Origin of the sequence: Streptomyces sp. NBC_00354 (assembly GCF_036106915.1) — a bacterium.
Classification (GTDB): domain Bacteria; phylum Actinomycetota; class Actinomycetes; order Streptomycetales; family Streptomycetaceae; genus Streptomyces.
The window spans coordinates 6,907,184-6,922,139 of record NZ_CP107983.1 but is presented as its reverse complement, the minus strand read 5'-3'; the positions used below and the strand labels follow the sequence as shown (position 1 = coordinate 6,922,139).

General features: G+C 71.6%; 17 protein-coding genes. 5 read left to right on the top strand and 12 right to left on the bottom strand.

What is annotated here, in order from left to right:
- From OHT74_RS31800 to OHT74_RS31775, 6 genes are all read right to left on the bottom strand, one after another.
- Complete coding sequence (locus OHT74_RS31800; protein ID WP_266669166.1) at window positions 1-1,584, bottom strand: ABC transporter substrate-binding protein; 1,584 nt, start codon at window positions 1,582-1,584, stop codon at window positions 1-3.
- Between the two features lie 152 nt (window positions 1,585-1,736).
- Window positions 1,737-2,507 carry an SDR family oxidoreductase gene (locus OHT74_RS31795; protein WP_267000725.1) on the bottom strand — a complete coding sequence of 257 codons (771 nt, stop codon included), beginning with the start codon at window positions 2,505-2,507 and terminating at the stop codon, window positions 1,737-1,739.
- A gap of 21 nt (window positions 2,508-2,528) precedes the next feature.
- The gene (fabG, locus tag OHT74_RS31790) at window positions 2,529-3,290 is read right to left on the bottom strand and encodes a 3-oxoacyl-ACP reductase FabG (RefSeq protein ID WP_328622053.1); all 762 of its coding nucleotides are present in this window, start codon (window positions 3,288-3,290) and stop codon (window positions 2,529-2,531) included.
- A 179-nt stretch (window positions 3,291-3,469) separates the two neighbouring features.
- Window positions 3,470-3,853, bottom strand: a complete 384-nt coding sequence (locus tag OHT74_RS31785) for a DUF3037 domain-containing protein (RefSeq protein ID WP_266669160.1) — start codon at window positions 3,851-3,853, stop codon at window positions 3,470-3,472.
- On the bottom strand, window positions 3,850-4,695 hold the full coding sequence (locus OHT74_RS31780; protein WP_328622052.1) for a HipA family kinase: 846 nt from the start codon (window positions 4,693-4,695) through the stop codon (window positions 3,850-3,852). The genes OHT74_RS31785 and OHT74_RS31780 overlap by 4 nt, the downstream gene beginning before the upstream one ends.
- Before the next feature lie 18 nt (window positions 4,696-4,713).
- Window positions 4,714-5,328 (bottom strand): cysteine hydrolase, encoded by a 615-nt coding sequence (locus tag OHT74_RS31775; protein ID WP_328622051.1) that lies wholly within the window; start codon window positions 5,326-5,328, stop codon window positions 4,714-4,716.
- Between the two features lie 76 nt (window positions 5,329-5,404).
- Between OHT74_RS31775 and OHT74_RS31770 the strand changes: the two genes are divergently transcribed.
- Window positions 5,405-5,863 carry a pyridoxamine 5'-phosphate oxidase family protein gene (locus OHT74_RS31770; RefSeq protein ID WP_328622050.1) on the top strand — a complete coding sequence of 153 codons (459 nt, stop codon included), beginning with the start codon at window positions 5,405-5,407 and terminating at the stop codon, window positions 5,861-5,863.
- Between the two features lie 51 nt (window positions 5,864-5,914).
- Here the strand turns inward: OHT74_RS31770 and OHT74_RS31765 are convergent, their stop codons facing one another.
- Window positions 5,915-6,817, bottom strand: coding sequence for a LysR family transcriptional regulator (locus tag OHT74_RS31765; RefSeq protein WP_267000716.1), 903 nt, complete (start codon window positions 6,815-6,817; stop codon window positions 5,915-5,917).
- Between the two features lie 74 nt (window positions 6,818-6,891).
- Here OHT74_RS31765 and OHT74_RS31760 point away from each other — a divergent pair, with 74 nt between their 5' ends.
- Window positions 6,892-7,824 (top strand): DMT family transporter, encoded by a 933-nt coding sequence (locus tag OHT74_RS31760; RefSeq protein WP_328622049.1) that lies wholly within the window; start codon window positions 6,892-6,894, stop codon window positions 7,822-7,824.
- Window positions 7,825-7,848: 24 nt separating this feature from the next.
- On the opposite strand, the gene OHT74_RS31755 is transcribed toward OHT74_RS31760, so the two are convergent.
- Window positions 7,849-8,268: a hypothetical protein gene (locus tag OHT74_RS31755; protein WP_328622048.1), complete on the bottom strand. Its 420-nt coding sequence runs from the start codon at window positions 8,266-8,268 to the stop codon at window positions 7,849-7,851.
- Window positions 8,269-8,393: 125 nt separating this feature from the next.
- Window positions 8,394-9,725 (bottom strand): aminotransferase class I/II-fold pyridoxal phosphate-dependent enzyme, encoded by a 1,332-nt coding sequence (locus OHT74_RS31750; RefSeq protein ID WP_266669147.1) that lies wholly within the window; start codon window positions 9,723-9,725, stop codon window positions 8,394-8,396.
- A 37-nt stretch (window positions 9,726-9,762) separates the two neighbouring features.
- Between OHT74_RS31750 and OHT74_RS31745 the strand changes: the two genes are divergently transcribed.
- Entirely contained in the window at window positions 9,763-10,464 is a 702-nt protein-coding gene (locus OHT74_RS31745; protein WP_443047603.1) for a pyridoxamine 5'-phosphate oxidase family protein, read from the top strand.
- Here OHT74_RS31745 and OHT74_RS31740 read toward each other — a convergent pair.
- Together OHT74_RS31740 and OHT74_RS31735 are read right to left on the bottom strand one after the other, a co-directional pair.
- Window positions 10,446-11,471, bottom strand: coding sequence for a DMT family transporter (locus tag OHT74_RS31740; RefSeq protein ID WP_328622047.1), 1,026 nt, complete (start codon window positions 11,469-11,471; stop codon window positions 10,446-10,448). The two genes, OHT74_RS31745 and OHT74_RS31740, sit on opposite strands and share 19 nt — an antisense overlap.
- Before the next feature lie 165 nt (window positions 11,472-11,636).
- The gene (locus OHT74_RS31735) at window positions 11,637-12,605 is read right to left on the bottom strand and encodes an EamA family transporter (protein WP_328622046.1); all 969 of its coding nucleotides are present in this window, start codon (window positions 12,603-12,605) and stop codon (window positions 11,637-11,639) included.
- A 171-nt stretch (window positions 12,606-12,776) separates the two neighbouring features.
- Here OHT74_RS31735 and OHT74_RS31730 point away from each other — a divergent pair, with 171 nt between their 5' ends.
- Window positions 12,777-13,205, top strand: a complete 429-nt coding sequence (locus OHT74_RS31730) for a type II toxin-antitoxin system Rv0910 family toxin (RefSeq protein WP_266669141.1) — start codon at window positions 12,777-12,779, stop codon at window positions 13,203-13,205.
- 86 nt (window positions 13,206-13,291) lie between these two features.
- Here OHT74_RS31730 and OHT74_RS31725 read toward each other — a convergent pair whose 3' ends face one another.
- Window positions 13,292-13,900 carry a PadR family transcriptional regulator gene (locus OHT74_RS31725; protein ID WP_266669139.1) on the bottom strand — a complete coding sequence of 203 codons (609 nt, stop codon included), beginning with the start codon at window positions 13,898-13,900 and terminating at the stop codon, window positions 13,292-13,294.
- Between the two features lie 231 nt (window positions 13,901-14,131).
- Here OHT74_RS31725 and OHT74_RS31720 point away from each other — a divergent pair, with 231 nt between their 5' ends.
- Window positions 14,132-14,884 carry a TnsA-like heteromeric transposase endonuclease subunit gene (locus OHT74_RS31720; RefSeq protein WP_328622045.1) on the top strand — a complete coding sequence of 251 codons (753 nt, stop codon included), beginning with the start codon at window positions 14,132-14,134 and terminating at the stop codon, window positions 14,882-14,884.
- The last annotated feature ends 72 nt before the right edge of the window (window positions 14,885-14,956 follow it).

Sequence of the window (14,956 nt, the reverse complement as noted above, 5' to 3'; positions counted from 1 at the left end):
CTACCAGCTGGTCTTGCGGTACAGCTCCCACATCTGGAAGACGGTCTGCGGGTCGAGCGCCCGCTCGGCGCCGGCGATGTCCTCACGGGCGGCGACGTACAGCTTGCCCTGCCACAGCGGCAGCAGCCGGACGTCCTCGGCGAAGATCTGCTGGGCCTGCTCGAACTCGCGGACGCCGGCCGCGCGGTCGCTCTCGCGGCGGGACTTGGGCAGCAGGTCGGTGAGGATCTCGGCGGGCTCGTACGGGGTGCCGACCGCGTTCTCCTTGCCGACGAACGGCGCGATGAAGTTGTCCGGGTCCGGGAAGTCGGGGAACCAGCCGCGGCCGAAGACCGGGTACTCGCCGTTCTTGTAGCCGACCTGGAACACCTTCCAGGGCTGGCCCCGCAGTGTGACCTTGAAGAGGTTGCTCTCGTCCAGCTGGCGCTTGAGCTCGGTGAACTCGTCGGCCGTGGAGGCACCGTAGCGGTCGGTGGTGTACCAGAAGGTCAGCTCCACCGGCTGGGTGATCCCGGCGTCCTTGAGGATCTTCTGGGCCTTCTTGACGTCCCCTTGGCCGTACTTGTCGTAGAAGGGCGTCTTGTGGCCCACGACCCCCTTGGGGACCATCGAGTACAGCGGCTCGGCGGTGCCCTGGTAGACCTTGGAGACGATCGCGCCGCGGTCGATGACCTGGGCGATGGCCTGGCGCACCGCCGGCTTGGCGACCTGCGGGTCCTTGGGGTTGAAGACCAGGTAGCGGATCTCGGCGCCGACGTTCTCGACGACCTGGACGCCCAGCCCGTGTGATGCGGGGGTCTGCAGGTCCTTGATCTCCGGGGCCGACAGACCGCGGTAGGTGGCGTCGATCTCCTTGCCCTTGAGCGCGGCGACCATCTTGGTGGAGTCCGCGAAGTAGCGGATGGTCACGCCGTCGTTACGCCGGTTCGCGAAGCCGTTGTAGGTCCCGTTCTTGTTGAGGACCGCCTCGCTGCCTTCCTTGTACGAGTCGAGCACGAACGGGCCGGAGCCGGTGACCTTGCCGTCGTCCCGCACCTTGTCGGCCGGGTAGTCCTTGGGGGCGACCAGCGAGGCGGCAGGCGAGCCGAGGACGAAGGGGAAGGTGGCGTCCGGGGTCTTCAGGTGGAAGACGACCGTCAGCGCGTCCGGGGTCTCGATCTTGTCCAGGCTGCCGAACAGGCCCTGCGGACCGGTCTGGGAGTTGATCGTCCGGATCCGGTCGAGCGAGTGCTTGACGGCCTTGGCGTCGAGCGCCTCGCCGTCGGAGAACTTCAGGCCCTTCTTCAGGGTGCACCGGTACGACTCGTTCGCCGCGTCGGTGAACTCGCAGTTCTGGGCGGCGTCGGGCTGGGGCTTGGTGGAGCCCGTGGGGAACGCCAGCAGGGTCTGGTAGACGTTCCGGTACAGCTCCCAGGAGCCGTCCCAGGCGGCGGCGGGATCGAGGGTGCTCGGGGAGCTCGTCGTGCCGACGACGATTCTCTTCGCGGCGTCACTGCTGTCGTCCGAAAGCAGACCGCATCCGGCGAGCAGGGATATGGACGCAAGGGCCGCAGTGATCTGCAGGCATCTGGTCCGGATGAACACGTGCACGCTCCTCGATCAGCCAGGGGTGCGGCAGACCCTACCGCAGTGCCTCACAAATCCAATGGGCAGGTTTCATGTGACACTTGACCGATTTCGTGCATATTAGGTACGCATTTGCCTCCCCCGGGGAGGCAAATGCGTCCGATTATCGATCAGTGGACTCCGGCATTGAGGAACATTCCTCCGTCGACGACCAGAGTTTGGCCCGTGATCCATTCCGCTTGTGCAGATGTAAGAAAAGCCGCAGCCCCGCCGATGTCCTCGGGGAGCCCGAGCCGGCCGAGCGGGTACGCCGCCGCGGCCTCCTGCTCCCGGCCCTCGTACAGCGCCTGGGCGAACTTCGTCTTGACCACCGCGGGGGCGATCGCGTTCACGCGGACCCCGGGCGCCATCTCGTGGGCGAGCTGGAGGGTGAGGTTGACCATGGCGGCCTTGCTCATCCCGTACGCGCCGATGAAGGGCGAGGCGGAGACGCCGGCGATGGAGGCGATGTTCACGATCGCACCGCCGTTGTCCTTCTGCCAGGCGTGCCAGGTCCGCTGGGCGAAGCCGAGCGCCGAGATCACATTGGTCTCGAAGACCTTGCGCGCGACGCCGAGGTCCAGGTCCGCGATCGGACCGAAGACCGGGTTGGTGCCCGCGTTGTTGATCAGGAAGTCGACCCGCCCGAAGGCCTCCATCGTCCGCTCGACCGCGACGGCCTGGTGGGCCTCGTCGTGCGCCTTGCCGGCGACCCCGATCACCCGGTCCGCACCGAGCGCCTCGACGGCCTCCTTGAGGGCGTCCTCGTTGCGCCCGGTGATGCACACCCGGTCGCCTCGGGCGACGAGTGCCTCGGCGATGCCGTAGCCGATGCCCCGGCTCGCACCGGTGATCAGTGCGACCTTGCCGCTGTCCGCTGCGTTCGTGCTGCTGTTCGTCATGAGCCTGCGCCCTGCCTCTCGTCAGTTGAGCGGGCCGCCGGCCACGTACATGACCTGGCCGGAGACGAAGCCGGCGGCCTCGCTCGTGAAGAAGGCGATCGCGTTGGCGATGTCGTCCGGGCGGCCGACGCGCTGGACCGGGATCTGCGAGGCCGCGCCGGCCTGGAAGTCCTCGAAGCCCACGCCCATGCGCGCGGCCGTCTGGGCGGTCATCTCCGTGACGATGAAACCGGGGGCGACGGCGTTGGCGGTGACGCCGAACTTGCCGAGCTCGATGGCCAGGGTCTTGGTGAAGCCCTGCAGGCCGGCCTTGGCCGCCGAGTAGTTGACCTGACCCCGGTTGCCCAGCGCGGAGCTGCTGGAGAGGTTGACGATGCGGCCGAACTTGGCCTCCACCATGTGCTTCTGACAGGCCTTCGACATCAGGAACGCACCGCGCAGGTGGACGTTCATGACGGTGTCCCAGTCGTTCTCGCTCATCTTGAAGAGCAGGTTGTCGCGCAGCACACCCGCGTTGTTGACCAGGATGGTCGGGGCGCCCAGGGCGCTCGCGACGCGCGCGACGGCCGCCTCCACCTGGGCCGCGTCGGAGACGTCGCAGCCGACCGCCAGGGCCTTGCCGCCGGCCGCGGTGATCGCCTCGACGGTGTCCTTGCAGGCCGCCTCGTCGAGATCGAGCACGGCGACCGCCCGGCCTTCGGCGGCCAGACGCACGGCGGTGGCCGCGCCGATGCCCCGGGCCGCCCCGGTCACGATCGCGACGCGCTGCTCGGTGGTGGACATGGTGGATCTCCTCGCGCTCGGAATCCTCAGCGGCGGCTCATCGTTGGTGAGCAACCGCTTAGTAGCTTCAGTTGAGGAGACGCTAGGAGCCCTGGCACCCGGTGTCAACGGCACCCGGCCCCAGGGCTCCTCACGTCACGAAGACCGCCGTACGGATCGCCGTACGGCCGCCTTGCGGATCAGCGCACCAACAGATCCAGAAGCCGTTCCACCTCGGCCTCCGGGTCGGCCGTCAGACCGGTGTGCACCGGCCCGGGCTGCACCACCGTGCTGCGCGGGGCGATCAGCCAGCGGAACCGGCGGCCCGCGTCGTCGCCCGCCGCCTGGCCGGCCCACTCGCCGCCGGTGCACACGCCCTCGACCCCGTGCAGCGCGGCGCGTACGCCGGCCACGTCGGCCTCCGGGTCCAGGACGAGGAGCTTGGCCTCGTCCAGGTGGGTGCGCGCGGCCACGTACGAGCGCGCCCGGCAGTAGACGATCACGCCGGCGTTGAAGCACTCGCCGCGCTCCATCCGGGGCACCACGCGCACCAGCGCGTACTCGAACACGTCCCGCTTGGTCACTCGCTGTCGCTCTTCTTCTTGGTCTTGTGGGGCCATTCGGTCAGATGGTCGGTCAGCCACCCGGGCGGCTTGGAGGGGGCCTTCACCTCGGCCTCCATCGAGATCCTCTCGTGGATCGTGGCCGCGCGCGGCAGCAGCACCTCCACGTAGGCGCGGCGCACCGCGTCGGTGGAGTCGAAGCCCGGCTCGTCGACCAGCCACTCGTCGGGCACGTCGGCGACGACCTCCTCGAGCAGGTCCCGGGTCACCAGGGGCACGAGCGCGGCGGCGGCTGCCGCGATGTCCGGGCCGACGGGGGCCAGGACGTGGTCGGAGGCGTTGTACGGCTTGGCCGCGGCGCTCTCGGCGGTGGGCCAGTTGTGGTGCCAGATCATGGTGGCGCCGTGGTCGATGAGCCACAGGTCCCCGTGCCAGACCAGCATGTTCGGGTTGCGCCAGGACCGGTCGACGTTGTTGATCAGCGCGTCGAACCAGACCACGCGCCCCGCCTCGGCGGGGTCCACCTGGTACGCGAGCGGGTCGAAGCCGATCGACCCGGGCAGGTAGTCCATCCCGAGGTTGAGTCCGCCGCTGGCCTTCAGCAGCTCCTGGACCTCCTGGTCGGGTTCGCCGAGCCCGATCACGGGGTCGAGCTGCATCTGCACCAGCCGCGGGACGCGCAGGCCCAGCCGCTGCGCCAGGCGCCCGCAGACGACTTCGGCGACCAGGGTCTTGCGGCCCTGGCCGGCTCCGGTGAATTTCATGACGTAGGTACCGAGGTCGTCGGCCTCGACGATCCCCGGGAGCGAGCCGCCCTCACGCAGAGGCGTGACGTAACGGGTCGCGATCACTTCGGACAGCATCCGCCCAGGTTACGGGGGTCAGTGCGCGGGAGCCCACTGCGCCAGAAGGGCTTCGGCCGTGGTGACGGTCGCGACGAGCGCCAGGCAGTTGCGGATCACCTCGGCGGTGTACGCGGCGGGCACCCCCGCGATGGCGTCGGACGGCACCACCACCCGGTAGCCGAGGTTGACGGCGTCGAAGACGGTGTTCGGGATCGCAATGTTCGAGGAGACCCCCGCGACGACGAGGGTGCGGATGCCGAGGTTGCGCAGGAGGGCGTCCACGTCGGTGCCGGCGATCGGCGAGAGCCCGTGCAGCCGGCGGACCACCAGGTCGTTCTCGGCCACCTCGATGGGGGCCGCCACCTCCACCGCCCGGCTCCCCGACAGCTGCCGGACGGGCAGCTTCCCGGCGGCCCGGAACAGCCGCGCATTGGCGTTGGCCGCCAGCCCGTCCGGCCGCCGCTCGGCGATCGCGTGCAGCACCTGTACGCCGGCCCCGTGCGCGGCGTCGACCAGCGCGGCCACCCGCCCCAGCATCCCGGAGTCCCGGGCCTCCTTCGCCAGCTCGGGCAGGGCGCTCTCTTCGCCGACGACGCCGTTCTGGCACTCGACGGTGAGCAGCGCGGTGGTGGCGGGATCGAGTTCCGGCATGGCTCCCCCTGGCGTGACGACCATCGATCCCGCATGATTCCTGACACTCAGTCAGATGTGAAGGGGTGTGGGACGGATGGACGGATCACAGCGGCGGGGCCGCCGCATCATGATGACCGACGCGGAAGTGGACGCCTTCCTGCGCGAGCAGCGCACCTGCCGGGTGGCGACCGTCTCCCCGGACGGCCGCCCGCACGTGGGCGCCCTGTGGTTCGCGTGGGACGGCAGCTCCCTGTGGCTGTACTCGATCACGCGCAGCCGCCGCTGGTCCGACCTGCGCAAGGACCCGCGGATCTCCGTGGTCGTGGACGCGGGCGAGACGTACGACGAACTGCACGGGGTCGAACTCTCCGGCAGCGCCGTCTTCGTGGGCGAGGCCCCGCGTACGGGCGAGCCCTGCCCGGAGCTGGCCGAGGCGGAACGGCTGTTTCCGGCCAAGAACTTCGGCATCGAGGAGATGCCGCACGACGGCCGCCACGCGTGGATCCGCCTCACCCCGGAGTCGATCGTCTCCTGGGACTTCCGCAAGCTCTGATGCCCCTTGGCGCCCTGATGCCCTAGAGCACAGTGGCGCCGCCCTGATGCCCTAGATCACCGCGGCGCCGGCCTGCCGCAGGGCCTCGACGGCGGCCCGGATCGAGGGCCGCCGGTCGGCGTCCGCCCGCCAGACGACGTACACGTGGCGGCGGACGGCGTCGCTCACGGGCAGCAGCCGGACCCCGGGCGGCACCGGGCCGCGCCCGAGCCGGGGCGCCACGCACACCCCGAGGCCGGCCTCCACGAACGCCAGCTGGGTGTGGTGCTCCTCGGCGATGTGCGCGATGCGCGGCTCGATGCCGGTGCCCCGCAGGGTGTACACGAGCCACTCGTGGCAGAACTGGCCCTCGTTCCAGGAGATCCAGTCGTCGTCGGCGAACTCGGAGAGGGAGATCCGGTCGCGGTCGGCCAGCCGGTGCCCGGCCGGCACGGCGATGTCGCAGGAGTCGTCGAGCAGGTGCGCCCGGGTGAGCTCGGCGGGCACCGGCATCCGCTTGTTGTGCCAGTCGATGGCCAGCGCCAGGTCGAGGTCGCCGCGTACGACGGCCGCCATGCTGTCCTCGGGCTCCTGCTCCCGCACCAGGGGCCGCAGTTCGGGGTGCCCGGCACGCAGAGCGGTCAGCGCCTGGGGCAGCAGCCCGCGCATGGCGGTCGGGAAGGCGCCGATCCGCAGCTCGCCGACGGCGCAGCCCCGCTGGGCCTCCACATCGGCCTGGGCGAGCTCCACCTGGGAGATGATCCGGGCCGCGTGATCGGCGAGCAGCCGGCCCGCGTCCGTGAGCCGCACCCCGCGGCCGTTCTTGGCCAACAGCGGCTGGCCGACCTCCCGCTCCAGCTTGGCCATCTGCTGAGAGACGGCGGAGGTGGTGACGTGGAGCCCGTCGGCCGCGCCGCTGACCGAGCCGTGGCGGGCGAGGGCGTCGAGGGTACGCAGGCGCTCCAGGTTCAACATGTAAGCGATGCTACGCCGTCACCGCGAAGAAGTCTCGCTTGTCCTACGCAGTTGAGCGGAGCAGAGTACTCCGCATGAGCGCACCCGCCACCCCTCGCCCCACTCTCTCCCCGCCGGTCGCCCCCACCCGGGCCAGGCGGGTGGACTGGCGGCTCCGCTTCGCGGTCCTCTCGGTGGTCTGGGGCTTCAGCTTCCTGCTGATCAAGGTGGGCACGGAGGCGTACGCGCCGTTCCAGGTCGCGCTCGGCCGGGTGCTGTTCGGGGCACTCGCGCTGCTGGCCGTGCTCGTGGTCCGCCGCGAGCCGCTCCCCCGTGGCCGCCGCACCTGGGCGCACCTGGCCGTGGCGGCGCTCCTGCTGAACACCGCACCGTTCTCGCTCTTCTCGTACTCCGAGCTGAGCATCCCGTCGAGCCTGGCCGGGATCTGCAACGCCACCTCGCCGCTGTGGGGCATGGCGCTGTCGATGGTGGCCCTGTCGGAGGACCGCCCGACGCGCCGCCGCTTCGCCGGCCTGGGCCTGGGCTTCCTCGGCGTCCTGACGGTCCTCGGCGCCTGGCAGGGCTTCTCGGGCATCGACGCCAAGGGCACCGCGCTCGCCCTGCTCGCCTCGCTCTGCTACCCGATCGGCTGGATCTACGTCCGGCGCACGCTGGCCTCGGTCCCGGGCTCGCCGGTGGCGCTGACCGGCGCCCAGCTGATGCTCTCCACGATCCAACTGCTGGTGGTCAGCGCCGCGTTCACCTCGGCCCCCGCCTCGTTCCCGCTCTGGCCGACCCTGTCGGTGATCGCGCTGGGCGCCCTGGGCACGGGGATGGCCCTGCAGATGCAGTACGGCCTGGTGGCGGAGGTCGGCCCGACCACGGCCCAGATGGTCACGTACTTCATCCCGGTCATCGCCACCACAGCGGGCGTCCTGCTCCTCGGCGAACAGCTCCACTGGAACACCCCGGTGGGCGCGGCGATCGTCCTGGCCGGAGCAGCGCTGACCCAGACGCGGCGCCGCTAGGTGTGTTGCCCCGTTCCTCGGCGCCTACCCGCAGTCGCCGAGGATCGACCCCGAACCGTCGGGCGTGTCGGTGGTCCACAGCATGAACAGCTCCAGCAGGATCGCCACAACGTTGAGCAGGGCGACGACGAAGGCCAGGAGCCCCGGCCAGGTGTCCCAGATCCGGACTCCACTGCGCCGCCGGATCCACCGGGCGAGCAGCAGGCAGACGGCCATGGCCGACAGGCCGAGGATCGGTCCCGCCCACGCGAAGACGTACTCCACCTTCGGGAAGGGCATGTGCCGGCAGGCCGCCTGCTGCCGGTGCACCCAGGCCATGTCGATGTCATCGACGTGCAACGAGGAGAGCACGCCGAGCACGGCCACGACGGGAACGAGCAGTGCCGTGATCAGCGTGCCGGGCGTGACCGTGCGGCCTTGCGAGGCGGCGGAAGAAATGTCCATCAGTACCAATTCGGGTGCGGTCGGACGATGTGGTGCGTTTTCGCAGGCAACACGGCGAGCCTTCGGGTTCTGCGTGCAAGACGGCGGCCCGGAACGGCCCTTGCCGGCCGGCCGGCCGGGGGCCGTCAGTCGAAGCGGCCGCCCGTCGCAGGCCGGACCGATGCGGCCACCGCGGCCGCGAGCCCGGGCACTTCGCCGATCTGCACGCCCGACACCGTGATCCGTACGCCCGGCCCCGACTCCACCCGGAACCGGCTGCCCGGGGCCACCGCCCAGCCCGCGGCCAGCAGCCGCGTCACCGCCCCCGTCTCGTCGGCGACGGGCACCCACACGTTCATCCCGCTGCGCCCGTGGGCCCGTACGCCCCGCTCCCGCAGGGCCGCGACCAGCCCGTCCCGCCGCTCCCCGTAGGAGCGCGCGACCGCCGCCCGGTCCACCGCGCCCGAGGTCCACAGCTCGACCACCGCGTACTGGAGCAGCCGGCTCACCCACCCCGGGCCGAGCCGCTGCCGCCCGCGTACCCGGTCCAGGGTCACGGCGTCGCCGGTCAGCACCGCCAGCCGCAGGTCGGGCCCGTACGCCTTCGCCGTGGACCGCACCAGCGCCCAGTGCCGGGTCACCCCGCCCAGCGAGTGCAGCGGCAGGTCCACGATGGCGTGCCCGTGGTCGTCGTCGACCACCAGCACCTCCGGGTACCGCGCCAGCACGCCGCGCAGCTCCGCCGCCCGGTCCGCGCCGACCGCCGCCCCGGTCGGGTTCTGCGCCCGCGCCGTCACCAGCAGCGCCCGCGCGCCCTCCGCGAGCACCCGTTCCACTGCCGGGACGACCGGCCCGTCGTCGTCCACCGCCACCGGCACCACGCGCAGACCCAGCGCCGCCGCCAGGTCCAGCACGCTCCCCCACCCCGGGTCCTCGACGGCCACCGCGTCCCCCGGCCGCAGGTGCGCGGCCAGGACCCGCTCGATCCCGTCCAGCGCGCCCGAGGTCACCCCCACCGGCCCGGCGGGCACCCCGTCCGCGTCGAGGTCGGCCCGAGCCAGCCGCTGCAGCTCGGGTACCACCGGGTCGTCCCCGTACAGCGTCGGCGCCTGTGCGTACCGGCGCGCGGCCTCGGCCAGGGCCCCGTCCAACGAGGGCAGCAGCCGTACGTCCGGATTCCCCGAGGCCACGTCCCGCGCCCCGGGCGGCACCGCCATCCGCAGTTCGTCGCGCGGCGCACTCGCCGGCCGCCCCCGTACCCGGCTGCCGCGCCGCCCGTCGGTCTCGATGACCCCGCGCTCGCGCAGCGTCCGGTACGCGGCGGCCACGGTGTTCGGGTTGACCCCGAGCACCCCCGCGAGCTCCCGCATCGGCGGCAGCAGCGTCCCCGGCGCGAGCGCGCCCGATCCGACGCCCGCTTCGACACTGGCCGCGATATCCGATGCGCGCCGCCCTGCAATGCGATAATCTCCTAGCACAAAGTCCAGTATGCACTAGTACAACGGAGCGCGTATCATGACCGCCACGACCGACACGCAAGAGATGCCCGAGACGAACGGGACGACCGGCGGCTACGAGCCCACCGACCGCACCGTCCCGAGCCGCTCCCGCGAGCGGGCGCGCTACGACCGCGAGACGGTCCACTCGATACTCGACCAGGCCTACGTCTGCCACCTCGGCTTCGTCCGCGACGGCGCGCCGGTGGTCCTGCCGACGCTCTACGGCCGGGTCGGCGAGACCCTGTACGTCCACGGCTCGACCGGTTCGCGCCCGCTGCTCGCCGCCGGCCAGGCCGACCCGGGCCTGCCCGTCTGCCTGACCGTGACGCACGTGGACGGCCTGGTGCTGGCCCGGTCGGCCTTCCACCACTCGATCAACTACCGCTCTGTGATCGTGCACGGCACCGCGTACCAGGTGACCGACGAGGACGAGCGCCGGATGGCCCTGGACGCCCTCGTCGACCACGTGGTGCCGGGCCGCTCGGCCGACTCCCGGCCCGCCAACGCAAAGGAGCTCGCCGCCACCGCGGTGATCCGCCTGGACCTGAACGAGGTGTCGGCGAAGCTCCGCACCGGCGGCCCCAACGACGAGCCCGAGGACATGGACCTGCCCTACTGGTCGGGCGTGGTCCCGGTCGCGCCGGTGCACGGGACCCCGATCCCGGCCGACGACCTGGCCCCCGGGATCGCCACCCCGGACTACCTCGCCGCGCTCTGAGCCTCGCGGGGCTCCTCTGGCTCGCGGGTCCCACGGGTCCCACGGGCGGGCCGGACCGCCGGCCCGCCCGCCGGCCTGCGCGCCTCGGCCGCGATCAGCGCACCCACCGCGGTCAGCAGCAGTACGGTGCCCAGCACCACGGCGCCGGTCAGCCGCTCACCGAGCACCAGCACGGCGATCACCGCTGCGCTGACCGGCTCGATCAGCATGATCACGGACACCGTCGCGGCCCGCACCGCAGCGGCCCCGGTGAAGTACAGCGCGTACGCCAGGGCCGTCGGCACGGTGGCCACGTACACCAGCAGCCAGAGCACCCGCCCGAGTTCGGCGGTGTGCGGCACCAGCCCCTCCGCCGCGGCGAGCGGCAGCAGGCACGCCGTGCCCACCGCGACCGACCAGGCGGTGGTGACCAGCGGGTCGCCGCCCGCCCCGCGCCGCCCCAGCGAGCGGGCCCGCAGGGTCATCGCGGCATACCCGGCGGCCGACAGCAGGGCCCAGCCCACGCCGGCCGGCCGCACCTCGCCGCCCCCGCCGCCCAGGACCAGCACGGCGAGCCCGGCGAGCGCCCCGACGACGGCGGCCACCCCGCCCCGGCCGAGCCGCTCGCCCATCCAGTGCCGCGCCCCGAGCGCGATCAGCACCGGTCCGGCGCCCAGGGTCACCACCGTCCCGACCGCGAGGCCGGTCTCGCGTACGGCGGCGAAGTACGCGGCCTGGAACAGGGTGAACATCAGCCCCGTCCCGATCAGCGAGGCCACCGAGGGCCGCGCTGCCCGCCGCGGGCCCCGGGGCCGGCGTACGGCGAGCACCCCCAGCAGCACCACCAGCCCGCCGGCGCACCGCCAGAACGACAGGGCGAGCGGGCCGAGGTCACTGGCCAGGAAGAGGAGGGAGGCGGCCGCCCCGGCGGTGCCCCAGGCAGCTCCGGCGACGACGAGGTACAGCAGACTGCGCCCGGGGGTGCCCCCAGCGGTAGCCGGGGGAGAAGCGGGCGAAGGATTCGACACGAGTGTGCTCCGCGCATGCGTGAAGGATGAAAGAGGAAGGTCATCGCTTCGCGGGCAGCGCGGACCCGCCCGGGAACTCCCCGGGCCGGGTCTTCGTCACAAGGGGCAGCTGCCCGCGGCTACGCGGCGGGAGGCGGAAGCACGGTCGAATGCATGATCGCCACCTTAGGCCGTCGTCGTCTCGCGGTCCAGAACAGGCGATTCCGGATCCGCCGCTCCCGGCGGAGTGGGCCTCGAGGACTGTGCGATGAAGGCCCCGCCGAGCACCAGCGCACCGCCGACGATCTGCGGGGTCGAGAGGTGCTCGCCCAGCAGGATCCAGGCGAGGACGGTGGCCACGACCGCCTCCAGGCAGGCCACGACGCCGGCCACCTGCGGCGAGAGCTTGCGCACCGAGACCACGCCGGTCAGGTACGCGAAGACCGTCGCGATCAGCACCACCCAGCCGAGCAGCATCCACGCGGGCACCGTCTGGTCCCCCATCGGGGCCTGCCCGCCCAGCAGCTGCCAGTCGATCTCCCACGGCCGGGCGATCACCGTCATCACCAGCGCGCCGACGAGCATGCCGTACGCGATCACCCCGAGGGGGTCGGGCACGTCGTCCCCGGCGCCGTCGGCACCGTGGTCCGCGAACACGAAGTAGAAGGCCTGGCAGCAGGCGGCGGCGAGGCCGAGCAGCACCCCGAGCAGGTCCAGGTTCAGCCCGGACCAGATCTCGACGACACAGGCCAGCCCCACGACGGCCACGGCGGCGCCGGCCGCGGCGGCCCGGGTCACCGGCTTGCGCTGCACGAAGCGGATCCACCCGAGCAGCAGCGCCGGGCCGAGGTACTCCAGGAGCAGGGCTACGCCGACCGGGATCCGGGACAGGGAGGCGAAGTAGAAGGCCTGCACGCCCGCGACGCCGACGAGGCCGAAGCCCGCGAGCAGCAGGGGTTTGCGCAGCAGGAGGCCGCGGTGCCGCCAGGCCAGCGGGGACAGCACCAGCGCCGCACCGGCCACCCTGAGCCAGACCATGTGCAGCGGGTCCAGACCCGCCTCGATCAGCGGCTTCGCCGCCACACCCGAACCACCGAACGCGAACGCCGAGACGAGCGCGAGGCCCAGTCCGGCGTTTCTCCCTGACGCTTGCATCCGGCCATCATGGCAGGGCCGGTCAGCACCGTCACAGGTGTGACACCTGTTGAGACGCATCCGAGACCCACCGTGACCGGGCCGGTCATTTCTGACAGGTCGTCAGTATTGAATGTTCCGCCCGCCGGGGCTACGTTCCGCCGCACGTACCCGACGAGAAGGGGTGGTCGCATGGCCGAAGTCACCGCGGAATCACGCATCGAGGCGCCCGCCGCGAAGCTCTGGGCCCAGCTGACGGACTGGGCGGCGTACGGCCAGTGGAGCATGACCCACACGAATTTCCCGAAGGGCGGCCCCGAGACCCTCGCGGTCGGCGCCACCTTCGAGGAGAACATGAAGATGATGGGCTTCCCGGCCGAGGTCGCATGGACGGTCTCGGAGCTGGAGACCGAGCGCGTCTTCGCCATCACGGGCAAGGGCCCGATGGGCGTGGCCATCCTCACCCGGTACACCCTGATCCCGGACGGCGGGGCCACCACGGTCCGCATCGACGGGGAGTTCAACGGGGCCGCCGTCTCCCTGATGGCGGGCAAGCTCAAGGACTCGGCCACCGCCGCCCTGAACGAGTCGCTCCGCAAGCTCGCCGGCCTGGTCGCCTGACCCCGTCTCCCCCGGCCGGTACACAGGTACGACGGCGCGCCCCGCGAGAGGACTCGCGGGGCGCGCCGTTTTGCCGGCCGGCCGGCTCAGTGCTCGTCGGCCAGGATCAGGTAGAGCTTCTTGCGGGCGTCGTTGATGACCGCGAGGGCCTTCTCGCGCTGCTCGGCCGAGCCGGTCTTGAAGACCTGACCGAAGGCCTCGAACAGGCCGATTCCGGCCGTCCGGACCTCGTGCATCGCCTCGAAGTCGAACCCGCGCCCGGCCTCGGCCCAGGGGGCCTCCGGGGCCGACTCGGCCTCGGTGCGGCCGGCGTCGGTGAGCGTGAACAGCTTCTTGCCGCCCTCGCTCTCGCTGGCGATGAGCCCCTCGTCCTCGAGCAGCTGGAGGGTCGGGTAGACCGAGCCCGGGCTGGGCTTCCAGGCCCCGCCGCTGCGCTCGCCGATCTCCTGGATCATCTCGTAGCCGTGCATCGGCCGGTCCTTGAGCAGCGCCAGGATCGAGACGCGCACATCTCCCCGCCGGGCCCGGCCGCGCGGTCCGCCACGTCCGCCGCGCCCGCCGAAGGGGCCGCCGCCGAAGGGCGGTCCGAACGGGCCGAAGGCTCCGCGCCGTCCCTGGAACTCCTCCCGACGATCGGGCCCGCAGTGGCCGTGGCCCCGTCCGTGCTCGTGTTCGTGCTGTCCGTGTGAACGCATGACTGCGCTCCTTTCGTCTTCCGGTTTCTCGCTATCGCTCTTGCGATACGTCAACTATCGCCGACCCATCGCGATGCGTCAACGATATATCGGAAACTCATAACGAACACGCCTCCGACCAGGCCGGTGTCCTGTCTCACTCAATCGAGGCGTTTTCCCAACGAACCGAGTCGTTTGGACTTCCGTCTCAGCGAACCTAGGCGCGCGACATGAGTGCGCTGGGGGTGCTGAGTGGCTGTACCGGTTGGGGTGGATCAGGCGGGGCCGTGTTTCGAGTTGTCGTACATGGACGCAGCGCGTGGACGCTGTCGGCGTCCGCTGCGGGACTGCGTGACGGGCCGGTTCGAGGATGTCGCTCCGGTGCGTACGTTTGGCTGGTCGCGCGGTGGACGTCACTTCCCAGGCTGGTACTGGGCGGCGACGACCGGACGACACGTCGGCTTCGAGTCGTGGCTGGAGCGGGACCGGCTGCTGCTGATGGACTTCGACCCAAGCGTGGTGGGCATCGGCTCGCAGCCGTTCTGGCTGCACTGGCATGACGGCAAGCGGGAGCGTCGGCACGCCCCGGACTATTTCGTCCGCCGCGCGGACGGCTCGGCAGTGGTCGTCGACGTTCGTGCGGAGGAGCGGATCGCGCCGAAGGACGCCGAAGCATTCGAGGTGACGCGCCTCGTCTGTGCCCAGGCCGGGTGGGGGTTCGAGAGACTCGGAGCTCCGGATCCGGCCCTGCTCGCAAATGTCCGGTGGTTGTCCCGCTACCGGCACCCGCGCTGTCTGCGCAGTGCGGCCGCGGCCCAACTCCGGGAGGTCTTCACCACCCCGGGACCGCTCATGTCCGGGGCGGATGCGGCGGGAGACCGGCTGTCGACGCTGCCTGTGCTGTTCCACCTCCTCTGGCTCCAGGAGCTGACTGCCGAGGGCATCAGGGTCGAGTTGCTGGGGCCGCGCACAATCGTGCAGTTGGCCAGCGGAGATGACCGGTGACCGGGAAGAGGCGGGTGCCGCCGACCTCCCGGATCGCGGAGTTCCCCGAGGCCGCCGCTGAGCAGGCCCGCT

Coding starts and splice junctions, on each gene's coding strand:
- OHT74_RS31795 (WP_267000725.1), bottom strand. CDS start 2,507: ATGACGAACAGCAGCACGAACGCAGCGGACAGCGGCAAGGTCGCACTG.
- fabG (WP_328622053.1), bottom strand. CDS start 3,290: ATGTCCACCACCGAGCAGCGCGTCGCGATCGTGACCGGGGCGGCCCGG.
- OHT74_RS31780 (WP_328622052.1), bottom strand. CDS start 4,695: ATGCTGTCCGAAGTGATCGCGACCCGTTACGTCACGCCTCTGCGTGAG.
- OHT74_RS31775 (WP_328622051.1), bottom strand. CDS start 5,328: ATGCCGGAACTCGATCCCGCCACCACCGCGCTGCTCACCGTCGAGTGC.
- OHT74_RS31770 (WP_328622050.1), top strand. CDS start 5,405: ATGGACGGATCACAGCGGCGGGGCCGCCGCATCATGATGACCGACGCG.
- OHT74_RS31765 (WP_267000716.1), bottom strand. CDS start 6,817: ATGTTGAACCTGGAGCGCCTGCGTACCCTCGACGCCCTCGCCCGCCAC.
- OHT74_RS31760 (WP_328622049.1), top strand. CDS start 6,892: ATGAGCGCACCCGCCACCCCTCGCCCCACTCTCTCCCCGCCGGTCGCC.
- OHT74_RS31755 (WP_328622048.1), bottom strand. CDS start 8,268: ATGGACATTTCTTCCGCCGCCTCGCAAGGCCGCACGGTCACGCCCGGC.
- OHT74_RS31745 (WP_443047603.1), top strand. CDS start 9,763: ATGACCGCCACGACCGACACGCAAGAGATGCCCGAGACGAACGGGACG.
- OHT74_RS31735 (WP_328622046.1), bottom strand. CDS start 12,605: ATGCAAGCGTCAGGGAGAAACGCCGGACTGGGCCTCGCGCTCGTCTCG.
- OHT74_RS31730 (WP_266669141.1), top strand. CDS start 12,777: ATGGCCGAAGTCACCGCGGAATCACGCATCGAGGCGCCCGCCGCGAAG.
- OHT74_RS31725 (WP_266669139.1), bottom strand. CDS start 13,900: ATGCGTTCACACGGACAGCACGAACACGAGCACGGACGGGGCCACGGC.